Source organism: Actinomadura sp. NPDC047616 (genome assembly GCF_040642915.1).
GTDB classification, from domain to species: domain Bacteria; phylum Actinomycetota; class Actinomycetes; order Streptosporangiales; family Streptosporangiaceae; genus Spirillospora; species Spirillospora miaoliensis.
Genome location: NZ_JBEYTB010000006.1, coordinates 14,299 through 36,469, shown reverse-complemented (window position 1 = coordinate 36,469; position 22,171 = coordinate 14,299). Strand labels below are relative to the sequence as shown.

The 22,171-nt window shown below is 72.2% G+C and carries 2 protein-coding genes (1 of these 2 cut by a window edge); one reads left to right on the top strand and one right to left on the bottom strand.

Going from position 1 to position 22,171, the window contains the following annotated elements; translation table 11 throughout:
• The first annotated feature begins 4 nt into the window (after positions 1 to 4).
• Positions 5 to 1,351, top strand: a complete 1,347-nt coding sequence (locus tag ABZ801_RS15785) for an ATP-binding protein (protein WP_360698209.1) — start codon at positions 5 to 7, stop codon at positions 1,349 to 1,351.
• Here the strand turns inward: ABZ801_RS15785 and ABZ801_RS15780 are convergent.
• Positions 1,279 to 22,171 carry the 3' portion of a non-ribosomal peptide synthase/polyketide synthase gene (locus ABZ801_RS15780; protein ID WP_360698207.1) on the bottom strand. It continues 1,745 nt past the right edge of the window, so the window shows 20,893 of its 22,638 coding nt (coding positions 1,746–22,638); the start codon falls outside the window, past its right edge; the stop codon is at positions 1,279 to 1,281. The two genes, ABZ801_RS15785 and ABZ801_RS15780, sit on opposite strands and share 73 nt — an antisense overlap.

The window sequence follows — 22,171 nt, the reverse complement described above, 5'->3', positions numbered from 1 at the left end:
GGTCATGACCGCCGCCCCGAAGGGACCGATGATGCGCGTGCCGCTTCGCCTGCCCGGAAAGTTCCGGCTGCCCCGGCAGACCGTCCGGCTACGGCTGACGCTGCTCTACGGGGTGCTGTTCCTGCTCTCCGGCGCGGCGCTGCTCGGCATCACGTACGTGCTGGTCAGCAACGCCACCGACCACGGGTACACCTACACCGCGCCGGGCGGCGCGAGCACCAGGGTCGAGGGCAAGCACCTCGAACCCGGACCGGGGAACGTGGTGGTGAGCGCCCGGGGCCTCACCCAGGAGCAGCTGATGGAGCAGTCCCGGCTGCTGGAGGCGCAGGCCGAGCAGCAGCGCGCCGACCAGCTGCGCGAGCTGCTCGTGCAGTCCGGCGTCGCGCTGTGCATCATGGCCTTCCTGTCGATCCTGCTCGGCTGGATCGTCGCGGGCCGAGTGCTGCGCCGGGTCCGCACCATCACCACGACCGCCCGCGAGATCTCGGCGAACAACCTGCACGAACGGCTCGCCCTGGAGGGCCCGGTCGACGAGCTGAAGGAACTCGGCGACACCATCGACGACCTGCTGGCCCGGCTGGAGTCGGCGTTCCAGGCGCAGCGCCGGTTCATCGCCAACGCCTCGCACGAGCTGCGCACCCCGCTGGCCCGGCAGCGGGTCATCGTCCAGGTCGCGCTGTCGGATCCCGACGCCACGGTCGAGTCCTTGCGCGCCGCCCACGAGCGGGTGCTCGTCTCCGGCGAGCAGCAGGAACGGCTGATCGCCGCCCTGCTCACCCTCGCCAGGGGCCAGGCCGGGCTGGACGTCCGCAAACCCTTCGACCTGGCCGAGGTGGTACGGCAGGTGGTGGCCTCCCGGCACGCCGACGCCGAGAGCCGCGGCGTCCGGCTGAGCGCGCGGCTGGCGCCGGCGCGGGCGGCGGGCAAGGCCGACCTGGTCGAACGCCTCGCGGTCAACCTCGTCGACAACGCGCTGCGCTACAACGTCCCGGGCGGCATGGTGGACGTCGCCGTGGCGTACCGCGCCGGGCAGGCCGTGCTGTCCGTGACCAACACCGGTCCGGTCGTCGCCGACGGCGACATGGAACGGCTGTTCCAGCCGTTCCAGCGCCTCAACCGCACCGAACGCACCGGCCGGGGCGGCGGCCGCGGCGACGGCGGCCTCGGGCTCGGCCTGTCCATCGTGCAGGCGATCGTGACGGCGCACGGCGCCGCGCTCGACGCCGTGCCCCGCCCGGAGGGCGGGCTGGCCATCACGGTGACCTTCCCGCCGCCCCATCAGGCCTCCAGCCAGTCGGACACCACCCGGCCGACCTCGGCCATCGACCGGGGTTTGACCATGTCGCGGTGAGCCGACTCGACCCGGTGGCTCACCACGCCGCCCCGGACGTACGGCGTCCAGATCTCCGGGGCCTGCTCGGCCGGGGAGAACTCCGGACGATCGAGAGCCGCGACGAACAGCAGCAGGTCGCCGTGGAAGACCGCCGGGGTGAACCCCTTCATCAGGGCCTCGTTGTTGGCGTCGATCCGGTCGATCGCCGCGAGCGTCTCGTCGGCCCCCTCCTCGGCGTCCCGCTCCGGACGGTTGTCGAACCACTCCGTCACCGGTTCCCCGGCCTGCTCCCCGGCCTGCTCCCCGGCCTGTTCGCCGGGTTCGGCCGTGCCGGGGAGCTCGTCCCGGCGGTCCACCACCTGGAAGGGGTAGGAGTCCAGGATCGCCAGTAGTTCCACCTGCTCGCCGCACTCCTGGATGTGGGTGGCGAGGGCGTGCGCGACCAGGCCGCCGAACGACCAGCCGAGCACCCGGTACGGCCCTTCGGGCTGGATGGCCCGCATCCGCTGGAAGTAGTCCGCCGCCATCTCCTCCACGGTCTCCGGCAGCGGCTCCTCGCCGTCCAGGCCGCGGGCCTGCAGCCCGTACACCGGATACCGGCCGGGCAGGTGGCGGATGAGCTCGGTGTAGCACCAGCTCAGCCCGTGCCCCGCGTGGACGCAGAACACCGGCCGCTCGTCGCCTTCGGCCGCCCGCAACGGCAGCACCGGGTCGAAGTCGTAGGACTCTCCCCCCTCGTTCAGCGCCGCGGCCAGGGCCTCGACGGTCGGGGTGAGGAACAGCGTCTGGACGCTCAGTTCCGTGTCGAGCCTGCCGCGGATCTGCGCGATGAGCTTCATGGCCAGCAGCGAGTCACCGCCGAGATCGAAGAAGCTGACATCCGCGCCGACCCTTGGCAGCCCGAGCACCTCGGCGAACAGGCCGCACAGCACCTCCTCCACCGCCGTCTCCGGCTCGCGACCGGAGGCGGCGCCGACGGCGCCGGGGGCGGGCAGTGCGGCCCGGTCGAGCTTGCCGTTGACCGTCAGCGGCAGCGCCTCCAGCATCAGGAACGCGGACGGGACCATGTAGTCGGGCAGGACCGCCGCCAGGTGCTCGCGCAGGTCGGCGGCGTCGGTGCCGCTGGTCGCGGGCACGACGTAGGCGACCAGGCGCCTGTCCCCGGGCCGGTCCTCACGGGCGACGACCGCCACCCGGTCGACGCTCCGGTGACCGGACAGGACGGCTTCGATCTCGCCCGGCTCCACGCGGAATCCACGGATCTTGACCTGCTCGTCGGCTCGTCCGACGAACTCCAGCTCGCCGTCGTTCGTCCAGCGGGCCAGGTCGCCGGTGCGGTACATGCGTCCGGTGGTGAACGGGCAGGCCACGAACCGTTCGGCGGTGAGGCTGGGGCGGTTGACGTATCCGCGTGTGACGCCTGCGCCGGCGACGTACAGTTCGCCGGTCACTCCAGCCGGGACAGGCTGGAGGAACTCATCCAGGACGAACATTTGCGTGTTGCCGATTGGGCGGCCGATGGGCGGTGTTCCGGGACTGTCCACCACGCCGACTGTGGCCATGACGGTCGTCTCGGTGGGGCCGTAGGTGTTCCACAGCCTGTCGTCGCTTGCCCACCGGGCCGCCAGCTCGGCTGACAGCCGCTCGGCACCCAGCACCCACCGGTTCACGCCCTGGACCTGGGTCGGGTCGAGCACGCTCAGCAGCGACGGCACGATGCTCGCCGCACTGACCTCCTGCTCGTTGAGCATTCGGGTGAGCGCCGCCGGTTCCGCTCGCTCCTGCGGCGTGGCGATCACCAGCGTCGCACCGGACGACAGCGCCACCGCGATGTCCAGGACGGACGCGTCGAAGCTGAACGAGGCGAACTGCAGGATCGCCTTACCCGGAGCCGCGCCCAGGACCGGGCGCAAGGACTCCACCAGGTTGACCATGCCGCCGTGGTGGCCCATCACGCCCTTGGGACGCCCCGTGGAGCCGGAGGTGTAGATGACGTACGCCAGGCTCGCCGCGTCCACCTGGATACCCAACGGCTCGGCGGACTGGTCGGTGATCAGGTCATCGAGCGAGTCGATCCGTAGGGTCGCGCCACTGTCGGCCAGCATGAACTCCAGCCGGTCAGCCGGATATTCGGGGTCGAGCGGAACGTAAGCCGCGCCCGCCTTCCAAACCCCGACCATCGCCACCACAGCGTCGATCCCGCGCGGCAGGCACAGGCCCACGATCGACTCTGGGCCGACTCCGGCGTTTTGGAGGTATCGGGCCAGCCGGTTCGACCGTTCTTCCAGTTCGGCGTAGGTCAGGGCGGCGTCACCGCACCGCAGCGCGTCGGCGTCCGGCGTGCGTTCCGCCCACTCCTGGATCCGGTCGGGGATCGTGGTTTCGGGGAGCGCCGCGGCCGTGTCGTTCCAGCCGGTGAGCAGCGCGTCGCGCTCCCCCTCGCCGAGGATCTCGATCCGGCTGACGCGGGTGTCGGCGTCGGCGGCGACCTGTGCCAGCACGTGGACCAGCCGTTCGGCGATCCGGCGGACGGTGGGCTCGTCGAACAGATCGGTGGCGTACTGGATGTCGCCCCCGATCCCGGCGGGCGCGCCGTCGGGGTCGCGCTGTTCGACCAGCGTGACCGACAGGTCGAACCTGGCCGCCTCCGTGCCCTCCAGCGGCGGCATCGGCTGCACGCTCAGGCCCGGCAGCTCCCACTCGCCCTCGGCGCGCGGAGTGTTCTGGACGGCGAGCATCACCTGGAACAGCGGGTGCCGGGACAGCGAGCGGGACGAGCTGAGGTCGTCCACGAGCCGTTCGAACGGCACATCCTGGTGGGCGTAGGCGGCCAGGTCGGCCTCGCGGACCCGGTCGAGCAGCTCACCGAACGTGGGGTCGCCGCTGACGTCGGTGCGCAGCACGAGGGTGTTGACGAAGAACCCGGCCAGGTCCTCCAGTGCGGCCTCGCCCCGTCCCGCGATGGCGGTGCCGAACGGGATGTCGGTACCGGCGCCGAGCCGGGCGAGCAGGGCGGCCAGCGCGGCCTGCGCGACCATGAAGACGGTCGCGCCGCCGTGCCGGGCGACCTCCAGGAGGCCGGCGTGGACCTCCGGGTCGAGCCGGAGGGGCACGGACGCGCCCTCGAACGACGGGACGGCGGGACGCGGCCGGTCGGTGGGCAGCGCGAGCTCTTCGGGCAGTCCTGCGAGCGCGTCCCGCCAGTAGCCGAGCTGGGAGCTGATCATGCTGCCCGGATCGTCCAGGTCGCCGAGAACCTCGCGCTGCCACAGCGCGTAGTCGGCGTACTGGACGGGCAGCGGGTTCCAGTCCGGTTCCCGGCCTTCCAGCCGGGCGGCGTAGGCGACACCCAGGTCGCGGGCCAGGACGCCCATCGACCAGCCGTCCACCGCGATGTGATGGGCGACGATCAGGAGCAGGTACTCGTCGTCTCCCAGCGCCATCAGCCGGATCCGCCAGGGCAGCTCCCTGCCGACGTCGAAGCCCCGGCCGGCCTCGGCCGCCAGCACCTCGCCCAGCTCGTCCTGCGTGACCTCGGTGACGACCAGCGGCGGGCGTCCGGCCGGTCCGGTCAGGATCCGCTGGACGGGGGTCCCGCCGGTCTCGGGGTAGATGGTGCGGAGAGTCTCGTGCCGGTCGGCGAGGTCGCCCAGGGCCGCTTCCAGGACGGCCGGGTCCAGCCGACCCGAAAGGCGCAGCGCCATCGGCAGGACGTAACCGGCGCCCGCGCCGGCCTCTTCCAGCCGGTTCAGGAACCACATGCGCTGCTGCCCATAGGACAGTGGCAGCACCTGCGGCCGTGGCCGGGACGTGAGCGCCGGTCGGACACCGCCCGGCCCGGCCGCGCTGACCGCCCTGGCGACGGCCGCGGCGGTGGGTTCGGCGAACAGGGCCCGGATGCCGATCTCGGTGTCGAAGACCGCCCGTATCCGGGCGAGCAGCCGCATCGCCAGCAGCGAATCTCCGCCCAGCTCGAAGAACGAGTCTTCGGCTCCGACCCGCTCCAACCCGAGAACCTCGGCGAACAGGCCGCAGAGGATCTCCTCGGTCTGGGTGACGGGCGCCCGGCTGACCGACCGACCCGCGAAGTCGGGCGCGGGGAGGGCTGCCCGGTCGAGCTTGCCGTTGACGGTCAGCGGCAGCGCCTCCAACTGCACGAACGCGGCCGGAACCATGTACTCGGGCAGGGTTCCCGACAGGTGCTCACGTAAGGCGCCAGCGTCCACAGCACCGTTCGCCGGGACGACGTAGGAGACCAAGCGGCCGTCGTGCACCGTCACCACGGCGCGGTCGATGCTCTCGTGCTTCGTCAGCACGGCTTCGACCTCGCCCGGCTCCACGCGGAACCCGCGAATCTTGACCTGCTCGTCGGCACGCCCGACGAACTCCAGCTCGCCATCGTTCGTCCAGCGGGCCAGGTCGCCGGTGCGGTACATCCGCCCATCGGCGAACGGGCAGGCCACGAACCGCTCAGCGGTCAGCATCGGACGGTTGACATACCCGCGCGTCACGCCTGCGCCGGCGACGTACAGTTCGCCGGTCACCCCTGCCGGAACCGGCTGGAGAAACTCATCCAGCACGAACGCCTTGGTGTTGCCAATCGGACGACCGATCGGTGGCGTACCCGGAGCATCGACGATGCCGACCGTCGCCATGACGGTCGTCTCCGTCGGACCATAGGTGTTCCACAACCGGTCGCCGCCTGCCCAGCGCGCGGCCAGGTCCGCCGACAACCGCTCGGCACCCAAGACCCACCGATCCACGCCCTCGACCTGGGCCGGATCGAGCACGCTCAGCAGGGACGGCACGATGCTCGCCGCATCAACGCCCCGCTCATTGATCATTCGGGTGAGCGCCGCCGACTCGGCGCGCTCGTGCGCGGTCGCGATGACGAGGGTGGCCCCCGACGACAACGCCACAGCGATATCGAGCACCGAGGCGTCGAAGCTAAACGAGGCGAACTGCAGGATCGCCTTACCTGGTGCCGCGCCCAGCACAGGCCTCAGCGATTCGACCAGGTTGACCATGCCGCCGTGGTGCCCCATCACACCCTTGGGACGACCCGTGGAGCCGGACGTGTAGATGACATACGCCAAGCCCGCCGCGTCCACCTCGATCCCCAGCGGCTCGGCGGACTGCTCGGCGATCAGGTCATCGAGGGAGTCGATCCGCAGGGAGGCGCCGCTGTCGGTGAGCATGAACTCCAGCCGGTCGCCGGGATATTCGGGGTCGAGCGGCACGTAGGCGGCGCCCGCCTTCCAGACGGCGACCATGGCGACCACAGCGTCGATCCCGCGCGGCAGGCACAGACCCACGACCGACTCACGGCCGACCCCGGAATCCCGCAGATACCGCGCCAGCCGGTTCGACCGCTCCTCCAGCTCGGCATAGGTCAGGGCCGCGTCACCGCACCGCAACGCCACCGCGTCCGGTGTGCGCTGCGCCCACGCCCGGATCTGCTCGGGGATCAGGACATCGGCGACCGGCGCCCGCGTGGCGTTCCAGTCCGCCACCACGGCACGCCGCTCGGCCTCGTCCAGAACCTCGACCTGGCTGACGCGCAGTTCCGGGTCGGCCGCGACTTGCTCCAGCACCCGTGCGAAACGGTCGGCAAGGGCCTGAGCGGTGGACTCATCGAACAGATCGGTGGCGTACTGGATCCCGCCGCCGATCCCCATCGGCGCGCCGTTCTCGTCCCGATGCTCCGTCAGGCTGACCGACAGGTCGAACCGGGCGACCTCGGTGACGTCCTGCGGTGGTAACGGCTCGACCTGTAGGCCGGGCAGGTCCCAGCCACCGCGGACCTGGGGCAGGTTCTGGAGGGCGAACATCACCTGGAACAGCGGCTGGCGGGACAGCGACCTGGCAGGGTTGATGTCGTCCACGAGCCGTTCGAACGGGATGTCCTGGTGACCGTAGGCGGCCAGGTCGGTGTCGCGGACGCGCTTCACCAGGTCGGCGAACGAGGGGTCGCCGCCGACGTCGGTGCGCAGCACGAGGGTGTTGGCGAAGAATCCGGCGACGTCGTCGAGCGCCACATCCCCGCGTCCGGCGATCGCGGTGCCGAGGGGAATGTCGGTGCCGGCGCCGAGCCGCGACAGCAGCACCGCCAAGGCGGCCTGGGCCACCATGAACACGGTGGACCCGCTGCGCTGGGCATACTCGACCAGTCGGCCATGTGCCTCGGCGGAGATCCCGACCGGCACGGACGCGCCCCTGAACGAGGGGACGGCGGGACGCGGCCGGTCCGTCGGTAGAACCAGTTCCTCCGGCAGGTCACGCAGAGCCTCACGCCAGTAGCCGAGCTGACCACTGATCACACTGTCCGGATCGTCCGGGTCGCCCAGCACCTCCCGCTGCCACAACGCGTAGTCGGCGTACTGGACGGGTTGGGCGGCCCACTCGGGTGCGCCGCCCTGGCGCCGCGCCGTGTAGGCAGCGCGCAGGTCACGTGCGAGCAGGCCCATGGTCCAGCCGTCCACCGCGATGTGGTGCGCCACGATGACCAGCACATAGCGGCCGTCGCCGCGATCGAGCAGCCGAACCCGCCAGGGGACCTCCCGCTCGATGTCGAATCCCTGGGTGACCTGAATGGCGAGGATCTGGTCGAACTCGTCGTCCTCCACCTGGATCACTTCCAGCGGTGAACCGGCCTCTGCGACGGTGAGTATCTGCTGGTAGGGCGTGCCGTCGATCTGGGGGAAGATCGTGCGGAGGGTTTCGTGCCGCTCGGCGAGGTCGGTGAGCGCGGCCCCCAGGGCGTCCACGTCCAGGTCTCCGGAGAGCTCAAGAGTGAGCGGCAGGTTGTAGGCGGCGCCGGAGCCCTCCTCTTCCAGCCGGTTGAGGAACCACATGCGCTGCTGCCCGTACGACAGAGGCAGCCTTTCCGGGCGGGGCCGGGCCGTCAGCGGTGGACGGCCCTGGTCCGTGCCCGCCGTGACAGCCTTCGCGACGCCGGCGACCGTGGGTTCGGCGAACAACGCCCTGATCCCGATTTCCACGCCGAACACCGCTCGCACCCGGGCGAGCAGCCGCATGGCCAGCAGCGAGTCCCCGCCCAGTTCAAAGAACGTGTCTTCGGCTCCGACGCGCTCCAGCCCCACTAGCTCGGCGAACAGGCCGCAGAGGATCTCCTCGGTCTGGGTGGCGGGTGCCCGGCTGACCGACCGGCCCGCGAAGTCGAGCGCGGGGAGGGCCGCCCGGTCGAGCTTGCCGTTGACGGTGAGGGGAAGCGCCTCCAACTGCACGAACGCCGCCGGGACCATGTACTCGGGCAGGCTCACCGACAGATGCTCGCGGAGAACGGTGGCGTCCACGGCACCGTTTGATGGGACGACGTAGGAGACCAGGCGTTCATCGCGGACCAGCACCACTGCCCGGTCGACGCTCTCGTGCTTCGCCAGCACGGCTTCGACCTCACCCGGCTCCACACGGAACCCGCGAATCTTCACCTGCTCGTCGGCCCGGCCGACGAACTCCAACTCCCCGTCGTCCGTCCAACGGGCCAGGTCACCAGTGCGATACATCCGCCCGGCGGCGAACGGGCAGGCCACGAACCGCTCAGCGGTCAGCGTCGGACGGTTGACGTACCCGCGCGTCACACCTGCGCCGGCGACGTAGAGTTCGCCGGTCACTCCGGCCGGGACAGGCTGGAGGAATTCGTCCAGGACGAACGCTTGCGTGTTGCCGATTGGGCGGCCGATGGGCGGTGTTCCGGGGCGGTCCACCACGCCGACCGTCGCCATGACGGTCGTCTCGGTCGGGCCGTAGGTGTTCCACAGCCGATCCCCGCCTGCCCACCGGGCCGCCAGGTCCGCCGACAACCGCTCGGCACCCAGCACCCAGCGATCCACGCTTTCGACCTGGGCCGGATCGAGCACGCTCAGCAGGGACGGCACGATGCTCGCCGCGTCAACACCCTGCGCGTTGAGCATTCGAGTGAGCGCCGCCGGTTCCGCGCGCTCCTGCGGCGTGGCGATCACCAACGTCGCCCCCGACGACAACGCCACCGCAACATCCAGCACTGAGGCGTCGAAGCTGAACGAGGCGAACTGCAGGATCGCCTTACCTGGTGCCGCACCCAGGACCGGGCGCAAGGACTCGACCAGGTTGACCATGCCGCCGTGGTGGCCCATCACACCCTTGGGACGACCCGTGGATCCGGACGTGTAGATGACATACGCCAAGCTCGCCGCGTCCACCTCGATACCCAACGGCTCGGCGGACTGCTCGGCGATCAGGTCATCGAGCGAGTCGATCCGCAGGGACGCGCCACTGTCAGCCAGCATGAACTCCAGCCGGTCAGCCGGATACTCCGGGTCGAGCGGCACATAGGCCGCACCCGCCTTCCAAACCCCGACCATCGCCACCACAGCGTCCACACCACGCGGCAGGCACAGACCCACTACCGACTCACGACCGACCCCGGCGCCCAGCAGATACCGGGCCAGCCGGTTCGACCGCTCCTCCAGTTCGGCGTAGGTCAGGGCGGCGTCGCCGCACCGCAACGCCACCGCGTCCGGCGTGCGCTCCGCCCACTCCTGGACCAGGCCCGGCAGCGTCACCGCCGGGACGGAACGCGCGGTGGCGTTCCAGTCCGCCAGCGCCGTGTGCCGTTCGTCGTCGTCCAGAACCTCGATCTGGCCGACCTTGAGGCCGGGGTCGAACGCCACCTGTTCGAGAACCCGCTGCAGCCGGGTTGCCAACGCCTCAGCGGTGGGCTCGTCGAACAGGTCGGTGGCGTACTGGATCGCGCCGACGATGCCGGCGGGCTCCCCTTCGCGGCCGCGGTGCTCGGCGAGGCTGATCGACAGGTCGAACCGGGCGGTCTCGGCCTCGTCGCCGGGCGGCATCGGCTCGACCTGCAGGCCGGGCAGGTCCCACCGGCCCTGCGCGACGGGCACGCTCTGCAGGGCGTACGAAACCTGGAACAGCGGCTGGCGGGACAGCGACCTGACGGGGTTGAGTTCGTCCACCAGCCGTTCGAACGGGACGTCCTGGTGGGCGTAGGCGGCCAGGTCGGTCTCGCGGACACGCTCCACGAGGTCGGCGAACGAGGGGTTGCCGCTGACGTCGGTTCGCAGCACCAGCGTGTTGACGAAGAACCCGACGAGGCCGTCGAGGTCGGTGTCCCCCCGGCCGGCGGTGACGGTGCCGAGCGGGATGTCGCTTCCGGCGCCGAGCCGGGACAGCAGCACCGCGAGCCCTGCCTGCACCACCATGAACACCGTCGAACCGCTGTGCTGGGCGAGTTCCACCAGCCGACCGTGGGCTTCGGCGGAGATCCCGACCGGCACGGACGCGCCCCTGAACGAGGGGACGGCGGGACGCGGCCGGTCCGTCGGCAGGACCAGTTCCTCCGGCAGATCGCGCAGAGCCTCACGCCAGTAGTCGAGCTGGTCACTGATCACGCTGTCCGGATCGTCCAGTTCACCGAGAACCTCGCGCTGCCACAGCGCGTAGTCGGCGTACTGGACCGGCAGCGGCGCCCAGTCCGGCTCCGTGCCCTCCAGCCGGGCGGCGTAGGCGACGCCCAGGTCGCGGGCCAGGACGCCGACCGACCAGCCGTCCACCGCGATGTGATGCGCGGTGACCACCAGGGCGTGTTCGTCCTCATCGAGGATCACCAGCCGAACCCGCCACGGCGGCTCCGTGCCGACGTCGAATCCCCGGGCCACCTCGGCTTCGACAAGCTCGGCGAGTTCCGCCTCGGGGACCTGGCTGATCGTCAGCGGGGGACGTCCCGCCTCGCCGGTCAGGATGCGCTGGGAGGGCGCGCCATCGACCTCGGGGAAGATCGTGCGCAGGGTCTCGTGGCGTTCCGCGACATCTGCGAGCGCGGCCTCCAACACCGTCACGTCCAGGGCGCCGGAGAGCCGCAGCGTCAGCGGGACGTTGTAGGCGGCGCCGGAGCCCTCCCCTTCGAGCCGGTTGAGGAACCACATGCGCTGCTGCCCGTACGACAGCGGCAGCCTGTCCGGGCGGGGGCGGGCCGTCAGTTGCGGACGGGCCTGGTCCGTGCCCGCCACGACGGCCTTGGCGACTCCGGCGACGGTGGGGTCGGCGAAGAGCGTCCGGATGCCGATCTCGGCCTCGAAGACCGCCCGCACGCGGGCGAGCAGCCGCATGGCCAGCAGCGAGTCCCCGCCCAGTTCGAAGAACGAGTCCTCCGCCCCGACCCGCTCCAACCCGAGGATCTCGGCGAACAGACCGCACACGATCTCCTCGGTCTGGGTGGCCGGTCCCCGGCTCGCCGACCGGCCCGCGAAGTCAGGGGCGGGCAGCGCGGCCCGATCGAGCTTGCCGTTGACCGTCAGCGGCAGCGCCTCCAACTGCACGAACGCGGCCGGGACCATGTACTCGGGCAGGCTCACCGACAGATGCTCACGGAGAACGGCGGCGTCCACGGCGCCGTCCGCCGGGACGACGTAGGCGACGAGACGGTCATCCCGAACCAGCACCACCGCGCGGTCGACGCTCTCGTGCCCGGACAGGACGGCTTCGACCTCGCCCGGTTCCACGCGGAATCCGCGAATCTTGACTTGCTCGTCGGCCCGTCCGACGAACTCCAACACGCCTTCAGGCGCCCAGCGGACCAGGTCACCGGTCCGGTACATCCGCCCGTCGGCGAAGGGGCAGGCCACGAACCGTTCGGCGGTCATGGTGGGGCGGTTGACGTACCCGCGCGTCACGCCTGCGCCGGCGACATAGAGTTCGCCGGTCACTCCCACCGGCACCGGCTGCAGGAACTCGTCCAGTACGAACACGCTGGTGTTGCCGATCGGGCTGCCGATCGGCGGCGTCCCCGGGCCGTCCACGACGCCGACTGTGGCCATGACGGTCGTCTCGGTGGGGCCGTAGGTGTTCCACAGCCGGTCTCCGCCTGCCCAGCGTGCGGCCAAGTCCGCCGACAGCCGCTCGGCGCCCAGCACCCAGCGATCCACGCTCTCCACCTGGGCCGGGTCGAGCACGCTCAGCAGCGACGGCACGATGCTCGCCGCACTGACCGCCTGCTCGTTCAACATCCGGGTAAGCGCCGCCGGTTCCGCGCGCTCCTGCGCAGTGGCGATGGCGAGCGTCGCACCCGACGACAAGGCCACCGCAACATCCAGCACCGACGCGTCGAAGCTGAACGACGCAAACTGCAAGATCGCCTTACCCGGCGCCGCACCCAGCACAGGACGAAGGGACTCCACCAGGTTGACCATGCCGCCGTGGTGGCCCATCACGCCCTTGGGACGGCCCGTGGAGCCGGACGTGTAGATGACATACGCCAGGGCCGCCGCGTCCACCTCGATACCCAACGGCTCGGCGGACTGCTCGGCGATCAGGTCATCGAGCGAGTCGATCCGCAGGGACGCGCCACTGTCAGCCAGCATGAACTCCAGCCGGTCAGCCGGATACTCCGGGTCGAGCGGCACGTAAGCCGCACCCGCCTTCCAAACCCCGACCATCGCCACCACAGCGTCCACACCACGCGGCAGGCACAGACCCACTACCGACTCACGACCGACCCCGGCGCCCAGCAGATACCGGGCCAGCCGATTCGACCGCTCCTCCAGCTCGGCATACGTCAGGGCCGCAGCGCCACACCGCAACGCCACCGCGTCCGGCGTGCGCTCCGCCCACTCCTGGACCAGGCCCGGCACCGTCACCGCCGGGACAGGCCGCGCGGTGGCGTTCCAGTCCGCCAGCACCGCGCGCCGTTCGGCGTCCTCCAGAACCCCGATCTGGCTGACCCTCAACTCCGGGTCGGCCGCGACCTGCTCCAGCACCCGCACGAAGCGGTCGGCGATGGAACAAGCGGTGGACTCGTCGAACAGATCGGTGGCGTACTGGATCCCGCCGCCGATTCCCGCCGGCGCACCGTCCTCGCCGCGCCGCTCCGACAGGCTGACCGACAGATCGAACCGGGCCGCCTCGGAACCCTCGCGGGGCGGCAGCAGATCGACCTGGAGCCCCGGCAGTTCCCACCGGCCCTGCCGGTCGCCCGCGGCGCTCTGGAGCGAGTACATCACCTGGAACAGCGGCTGACGCGACAGCGACCTGACGGGGTTGAGGTCGTCCACCAGCCGTTCGAACGGCAGGTCCTGGTGGGCGTAGGCCGCCAGGTCGGCATCGCGGACACGCTTCACCAGATCGGCGAACGACGGGTCGCCGCCGACATCGGTGCGCAGCACGAGGGTGTTGACGAAGAACCCGGCGAGGCCGTCGAGCACCGCCTCGTCCCGGCCGGCCGTCGCGGTGCCGAGGGGGATGTCGGTGCCCGCCCCGAGCCGGGCCAGCAGCACCGCCAGCGCGGCCTGCACGACCATGAAGACGCTCGCGCCCTGCCGCTGCGCCACCTCGGCCAGGCCCGCGTGGACCTCGGCGGACACGCCCATGGGCGTCATCGCGCCCTCGAACGACGGGACGGCGGGACGCGGCCGGTCCGTCGGCAGGACCAACTCCTCCGGCAGGTCACGCAGAGCCTCACGCCAGTAGCCGAGCTGACCACTGATCACGCTGTCCGGATCGTCCAGGTCACCGAGAACCTCACGCTGCCACAGCGCGTAGTCGGCGTACTGGACCGGCAGCGGCGCCCAGTCCGGCGCCGAGCCCTCCAGCCGGGCGGCATACGCGATGCCCACCTCCCGGGCCAGAACACTGAGCGACCAGCCGTCCACCGCGATGTGATGCGCGGTGATCACCAGGATGTGCTCATCGTCCCCGAGAACCAGCAACCGGACTCGCCACGGCAGTTCGCGCTCCACGTCGATGCCCGCCCCGCTCTCCTCGGCGAGCACCCGGTCCACATCGGCCGCCTGGACGGGCGTGACGTTCAGCCGGGGGTGACCGGCGCGGCCCGTCAGGATGTGCTGGCGTGGGACGCCGCCCGTCTCAGGGAAGATCGTGCGCAGGCTTTCGTGCCGGTCGGCGACATCCGCGAGGGCCGTTTCCAGCGCGGTCACGTCCAGTTCGCCGGAGATGCGCAGGGCCAGCGGCAGGTTGTAGGCGGCGCCGACCCCTTCTCCTTCGAGCCTGTTGAGGAACCACATGCGCTGCTGCCCGTACGACAGCGGCACCACGTCCGGGCGGGGCCGGGCCGTCAGCGCCCTGCGGGTGGTGCCCCGGCCCTCCGCCGAGACGATCCGGGCGACGCTCGCGACGGTCGGCGTCGCGAACAGCGCCCTGATCTCCACCTCGACCTCGAACACCGCCCGGATCCTGGCGATCAGCCGCATCGCCAGCAGTGAGTCACCGCCGAGTTCGAAGAAGGAGTCCTCCGCGCCGACTTGGTCGAGGCCGAGGACTTCGGCGAACAGGCCGCACAACACCTCTTCGGTCGCGTTCGCCGGACCACGCCCACCCAACCGACCACCAAAGTCAGGGGCGGGCAAAGCAGCGCGGTCCAGCTTCCCGTTCGGCGTGGTCGGCAACGCCTCCAACACCACGAACGCCGCCGGAACCATGTACTCCGGTAACCGCTCGGCTGCGAACTCCCGCAACACGGCCTCATCCACCCCGGCACCCTCGGCGGGAACAAGGTAGGCGACGAGGCGCTTGGTGCCGGGCTGATCCTCGCGCACCACCACCGCGACCTGGCCCACGGAGGCGTGCGCGGCAAGCGCCGCCTCGATCTCGCCCAGCTCGATCCGGAACCCCCGGATCTTCACCTGGTCATCGACCCGCCCCAGATACACCAGCTCACCATCAGCGGACCATCGGGCCAGGTCACCGGTCCGATACATCCGCTCACCCGACCCGAACGGACACGCCACGAACCGCTCCGCCGTCAAGCCATGGCGCCCCAGATAACCCCGGGCCAACTGCACACCGGCCACATACAACTCCCCCGCGACGCCCACGGGGACCGGTCGCAGGGACGAGTCGAGGACGTAGGCGCGGGTGTTCCACACCGGACGACCGATCGGGATCACCGAAGCGTCCTCGTCGGGCGGGCAGGCCCGGAACGTCACATCAACGGCGGTCTCTGTCGGGCCGTACAGGTTGTGCAGCTCCACCGGCAGCCGCCGGTGGAACTCGGCCACCAGCTCGGCCGGCAGCGCCTCACCGCTGCACACCACCCGCCGCAGACTCCCGCACCGCCCCGGCGCCACCTCAGGCAGGAACGCACCCAGCATCGACGGCACGAAATGCACCGTGGTGATCTGCTCCCGCTCGATCACCTCCACCAGATACGCCGGATCCTGATGACCCCCCGGACGCGCCATCACCAAACCGGCACCGGTGATCAGGGGCCAGAAGAACTCCCACACCGACACATCGAACCCCGACGGCGTCTTCTGCAGCACCCGATCCGAGCCGGCCAGCCCGTACTGGTCCTGCATCCACAACAGACGATTCACAATCGCCCCGTGCGAGACCGCCACACCCTTCGGACGCCCCGTCGAACCCGACGTGTAAATCACATACGCGACGTCGTCCCCGCCCACCGGCACCTCAGAGGGCGTCGGACCGTCGCCGCCGACCAGGCCGTCGTCCACCACGAGGACGTCAGTGCCCTCGGGCACGACATCCCGGGTCGCCTCCGCGCACACCACGACGGCCGGGCGGGCGTCGGCGAGCATGAACTCGATCCGCGCCGCCGGATAACCCGAATCCACCGGCACATAACCCGCACCCGCCTTCAACACCCCCACCAACACCGCCACCAACTCAACAGAACGGTCGACCACCACCCCCACCAAGTCACCCCGACCCACACCACGCGCCACCAACTCCCCCGCCACCCGATCACTGGCCGCGTCCAACTCGGCATACGACCAACGCACCCGCTCATCCGCCACCGCCAACGCACCCGGCGTCCGCCCCACCTGCTCAGCGAACAAACCCACCAACGACCCCGACGCCACCCCACGCCCGGTGTCGTTCCAACCCGACACCACGACGTCGCGTTCGGCGGAGTCGAGGACCTCCACCCGGTTCACCCGGACGGCCGGGTCGGCGGCGACCTGTTCGAGGACGCGGACGAGACGGTCGGCCATTTCCGCGACGGTGTGTTCGTCGAACAGGTCGGTGGCGTACTGGATGACGCCGCCGATGCCGCCCGGGGTGCCCTCGTCGTCGCGGTGTTCGGCGAGCGTCACCGACAGGTCGAAGCGTGCCGCCTGGGTTCCGTCCTCGGGCGGGAGCGCTTCGAACGCCAGCCCGGGAAGGGCGGTGCGTTCCTGCCAGCGGGGCAGGTTCTGCAGGGTGTACTCGACCTGGAACAGCGGGTGCCGGGACAGGGAGCGGGACGGGCTGAGGTCGTCCACGAGCCGTTCGAACGGGATGTCCTGGTGGGCGTAGGCGGCCAGGTCGGCCTCGCGGACGCGGGCGACCAGGTCGGCGAACGACGGGTTTCCGCTGACGTCGGTGCGCAGCACCAGGGTGTTGACGAAGAAGCCGGTGACGTCGTCGAGGGCGGCGTCGCCGCGGCCCGCCACGGCGGTGCCGAGGGGGATGTCGTCGCCCGCGCCGAGCCGGGACAGCAGCACCGCCAGGCCGGCCTGGACGACCATGAAGACGGTCGCGCCGCTCTGCTGGGCGATCCGCACGAGACGGGCGTGCACGGCGGCGGGGACGTGCACCGGCACGGCCGCGCCCTGGAACGTGGGCATCGACGGCCGGGGACGGTCCGCCGGCAGCGCCAGTTCCTCGGGGAGTCCGGCGAGCGCCTCGCGCCAATGGCGGAGCTGGGCACTGATCGCGCTGGCGGGGTCGTCGAGTTCGCCGAGCACCTCGCGCTGCCACAGCGCGTAGTCGGCGTACTGGACGGGCGGCGGCGCCCAGGCGGGGGCGGTGCCCTGGCGCCGCGCGGTGTAGGCGGCGGCGAGGTCGCGCAGCAGGACGCCCATGGACCAGCCGTCGACGGCGATGTGGTGGGCGACGACGCTCAGCACGTGCTCGTCCTCGCCGAGGGGCACCAGCCGGACCCGCCAGGGCAGGTCGCGGGCGACGTCGAAGCGGTGGACCGCCTCGGCGCGCAGGACGTCGCCGAGATCCTCGCCGGGGTTGCCGACGGTGAGGCGCGGGTGTCCGGCGGGGCCGGTCAGGATCTCCTGGCGGGGGGTGCCGTCCTGGTCGGGGTAGATCGTGCGGAGGGTCTCGTGCCGGTCGGCGACGTCCGCGAGGGCCGCTTCCAGGGCCGCCGTGTCGAGTTCGCCGCGCAGCCGGACGGCCAGGGGGACGTTGTAGCCCGCGCCGGCGCCCGCCTTCTCCAGCCGGTTGAGGAACCACATGCGCTGCTGGCCGTAGGAGAGCGGGACCGCGTCGGGCCGGGGCCGGGGCGTCAGGGCGGGCCGGGCGGTGCCGCCGGTGGTGTCGACCAGCCGGGCCACGTCGGCGGGGGACGGGCCGGCGAACAGGTCGCCGATGCTGATCTCGGCGCCGAGGACGGCGCGGATGCGGGCGAGCAGCCGCATGCCGAGCAGCGAGTCGCCGCCGAGGTCGAAGAAGGAGTCGTCCGCGCCGACCTCGTCCAGCCCGAGCAGCTCGGCGTACAGGCCGCACAGCAGCTCCTCGACGGGGGTCGCCGGGGCGCGTCCGCCGGTGAGGCCGCCGAAGTCCGGTGCGGGCAGGGCGCGCCGGTCGAGCTTGCCGTTGGACGTCAGGGGCAGCGACTCCAGCACCGTGAACGCGGCCGGGACCATGTACTCGGGCAGGCGGGCGGCGGCGAGGTCGCGCAGCCGCGCGGTGATGCCGCGGTCGTCGCCGGCGGGGACGACGTAGGCGACCAGGCGCTTGTCGCCGCGGGTGTCCTCGCGGACGACGACGGCGACGCGCGCGACGTCGTCGCAGGCGGCCAGCAGCGCCTCGATCTCGCCGGGCTCGACCCGGTAGCCGCGGATCTTCACCTGCTCGTCGGCGCGGCCTGCGAACATCAGCCGGCCGTCGTGCCAGCGCGCGAGGTCACCGGTGCGGTACATGCGGGTGCCCGGGGCGAACGGGCAGGCGGTGAACCGTTCGGCGGTGAGGGTGGGCCGGTCCAGATAGCCGCGGGCCAGGCCGTCGCCCGCGACGTACAGTTCGCCGGTGACGCCGTCGGGCACGGGCTGGAGGAACTCGTCCAGCACGTAGACGCGGGTGTTGCCGCGCGGGCGGCCGATCGGCAGCACCGCGGGCGGGTCGGAGAGGACCTCGTGGGTGGTGGCGCACAGCGTCACCTCGGTCGGCCCGTACAGGTGCCGGAGGGTGACGTCCGGGCAGGCCGCCATGATCTTCGCGGCGGCGCCGGGCGGGACCACGTCGCCGCCGGTCAGGACCTCCTGGACGCCGGTGAGGGCTTCGGGGGATTCCTCGGCGAGCACGCCGAACAGGCCGGCGGTCAGGTGCACGGCGGTCAGCTCGTGGTCGCGGACGAAGCGGGTGAGCGTCGCCGCGTCCACCTTGCCGGGCGGTGCCACGACGACGGCGCCGCCGTGGGCGAGCGGAACCCAGATCTCGAAGGTGGAGGCGTCGAAGGCGTGCGGCGCGTGCAGCAGGACGCGGCCGCGGGCGCCGGGGCCCCAGCACGGGTCGGTGGCGAGGGCGGCGACCGCGCCGTGGGTGGCGGTGACGCCCTTCGGCACGCCGGTCGACCCCGACGTGTACATGACGTAGGCGAGGTCGGCCGGTGCGAGGGCGACGGCGGGCGGGGCCGCGTCGGACGGCAGGTCCTCGACGGTGACGACCGTCCCGGCGGCGATCACCTCGTCGGCGACGAGCTGCCGGGCGAGCCCGCCGTCGGCGACGACCACGTCGAGTCCGGCGAGGACGTGGCGGGTGCGGGCGGCGGGCCACGACGGGTCCGCCGGCACGTAGGCGGCGCCGGACCTGAGGATGCCGAGCAGGACCGCGAGCAGGTCGGGTGAGCGTTCCATCGCGACGCCGACCAGGTCGCCGCGGCGGACTCCGCGCGCGGCCAGGCCGGCGGCGATCCGGGCGGCGTGCCGGTCCAGGTCGGTGTAGGTCCAGGAGCGGCCGGCGCCGACGACGGCCACCGCGTCAGGAGTGCGGGCGGTCTGCGCGGCGAGCAGTTCCACCAGGGTCGGCGCGGGCGTCCCGGCGGCGGTGTCGTTGCGTTCGGCGAGCAGGACGTGCCGTTCCGCCGGGTCGAGCACCTGGATCTGGCTGACGCGCAGCCCGGGGTCGGCGGCGACCTGGTCGAGCACGCGCACCAGCCGGTCGGCGAGGGTCCGCGCGGTCGTCTCGTCGAACAGGTCGGCGGCGTAGAGGAGGCCGCCGCCCATGCCGGCGGGGGCGCCCGCGGCGTCGCGGTGCTCGGACAGGCTGAGGGACAGGTCGAAGCGGGCGGCTTCGGCGCGGGACATCGCCTGCCGCACCGTCAGCCCGGACTGCTCCCAGCCGCCGGTCTCGGCGTCGGGCTCCGGCATGCTCTGCACGCTCATCGCGACCTGGAACAGCGGATGCCGGGACAGCGAGCGGGTCGGGCTGAGGTCGTCCACGAGCCGTTCGAACGGCAGGTCCTGGTGGGCGTAGGCGGCCAGGTCGGCCTCGCGGACGCGGGCGACCAGGTCGGCGAACGTGGGGTCGCCGCCGACGTCGGTGCGCAGCACGAGGGTGTTGACGAAGAATCCGGCGAGGTCGTCGAGGGCGGCGTCGCCGCGGCCCGCCACGGCGGTGCCGAGCGGGATGTCGGTGCCCGCGCCGAGCCGGGCGAGCAGGGCGGCCAGCGACGCCTGCACGACCATGAACATCGTCGCGCGTTTCTGCTGGGCGAGCCGCACGAGACGGGCGTGCGCCGCCGCCGGGACGCGCAGCGGCACCGACCCGCCGGCGAACGACGGGGTGGCGGGGCGGGGGCGGTCCGCCGGCAGTGTCAGCTCCTCGGGCAGCCCCTCCAGGGCCTTGCGCCAGTGGCCGAGCTGGGCGGTGATCGCGCTGGCGGGGTCGTCGAGTTCGCCGAGCACCTGGCGCTGCCACAGCGCGTAGTCGGCGTACTGGACGGGCAGCGGCGCCCAGCCGGGCGCCTCGCCGCGTTTCCTGGCGGTGTAGGCGGCGCCGAGGTCGCGGGCGAGCACGCCCATCGACCAGCCGTCCACCGCGATGTGGTGGGCGACGACCAGCAGGAGGTGTTCGCCGGCGCCGAGGCGGAGCAGCCGGACCCGCCAGGGCAGGTCGCGTTCGACGTCGAAGCCGCGGGCCGACTCCTCGCGCACCACGGCTTCGACGTCGGCGGCGTCCACCGGGGTGACGTCCAGGGCGGGGTGTGCGGTGAGGATGCGCTGGCCGGGGGCGCCGTCGGTCTCGGGGAAGATCGTCCGCAGGCTCTCGTGCCGGTCGGCGACGTCGGCGACGGCCGCCCGCAGCGCCGCCGTGTCGAGCGCGCCGGACAGGCTCAGCACCATCGGCACGTTGTACCCGGCGCCCTCGCCCGACTTCTCCAGCCGGTTGAGGAACCACATCCGCTGCTGGCCGAACGACAAAGGCAGCGTCTCGGGGCGGGGACCGGCGGTCAGCGCCGGGCGGACGCCCTCGCCGCCGAGGTCGTCGATGAGGCGGGCCAGGCCCGCCACGGACGGCGCGGCGAACAGGTCCCGGATGCCGATCTCGGCCTCCAGGACGGCCCGCACCCGGGCGATCAGCCGCATCGCCAGCAGCGAGTCGCCGCCGAGGTCGAAGAAGGAGTCCTCGGCGCCCACCCGCGCCACGCCCAGCACCTCGGTGAACAGGCCGCACAGGACCTCCTCGGTGACGGTGGCGGGGCCGCGTCCCCCGCTGCCGCCGCCGAGGTCGGGGGCGGGCAGCGCGGCGCGGTCGAGCTTGCCGTTCACCGTGAGCGGCAGCGCGTCCAGGAGCACCACGGCGGAGGGCACCATGTGCTCGGGCAGCAGGCGCGCGGCGAACTCGCGCAGCGCCGCGCCGTCGAGCGCGGCGCCGTCGGCCGGGACGACATAGGCGACCAGGCGGCGGTCGCCGGGGCGGTCCTCGCGCGCCACGACCGCGACCCGGTCGACGCCGTCGTGCCCGGCCAGGACGTGCTCGATCTCGCCGGGCTCGATCCGGAAGCCGCGGATCTTGACCTGCTGGTCGGCGCGGCCGACGAACGCCAGCTCGCCGTCCGGCGTCCAGCGGCCGAGGTCGCCGGTCCGGTACATCCGCTCGCCGGCGGCGAACGGGCAGGCGACGAACCGTTCCGCGGTCAGCCCGGCGCGGCCGAGGTAGCCGCGGGTCAGGCCCGCGCCCGCCAGGTACAGCTCGCCGGTGACGCCGGGCGGCACCGGCCGCAGGGACCGGTCGAGGACGTACACGCGGGTGTTGGCGACGGGGCGGCCGATCGCGGGCAGGCCGTCGGCCCATCCGCGGCCGTGGCCCCGCGGGTGGACCGGCCCGGCGGTGGCGATGACCGTGGTCTCGGTGGGCCCGTAGGTGTTCCACAGGCGTTCGCCGCGGGTCCAGCGGGCGGCCAGGTCGGCGGGGAGCCGTTCGGCGCCCAGCACCCAGCGTTCCACGCCGCCGAGGTCGGCCGGGTCGAGCATGCCGAGCAGCGACGGGACGATGCTGGCGGCGCCGACGCCCCGCTCGTTCATCATGCGGGTGAGGGCCGCCGGTTCCGCGCGTTCCCCGGCGGTCGCGATCGCCAGGGTCGCGCCGGACGCCAGCGTGACCACGACGTCCAGGACGGACGCGTCGAAGCTGAAGGACGCGAACTGCAGGACCGTCACGCCGGGCGCGGCGCCCAGCACGGGACGTAACGCCTCGGCCAGGTTGCGCAGGCCGCCGTGCTGGGCCATCACGCCCTTGGGCCGTCCGGTGGAGCCGGAGGTGTAGATGACGTAGGCGAGGCCCGCCGGGTGCGGCTCCGCCGCGGGCGGTTCCGGGGACCGGGCGGCCACGGCCGCGCGCACTCCGGGG

Coding starts and splice junctions, on each gene's coding strand:
- ABZ801_RS15785 (WP_360698209.1), top strand. CDS start 5: ATGACCGCCGCCCCGAAGGGACCGATGATGCGCGTGCCGCTTCGCCTG.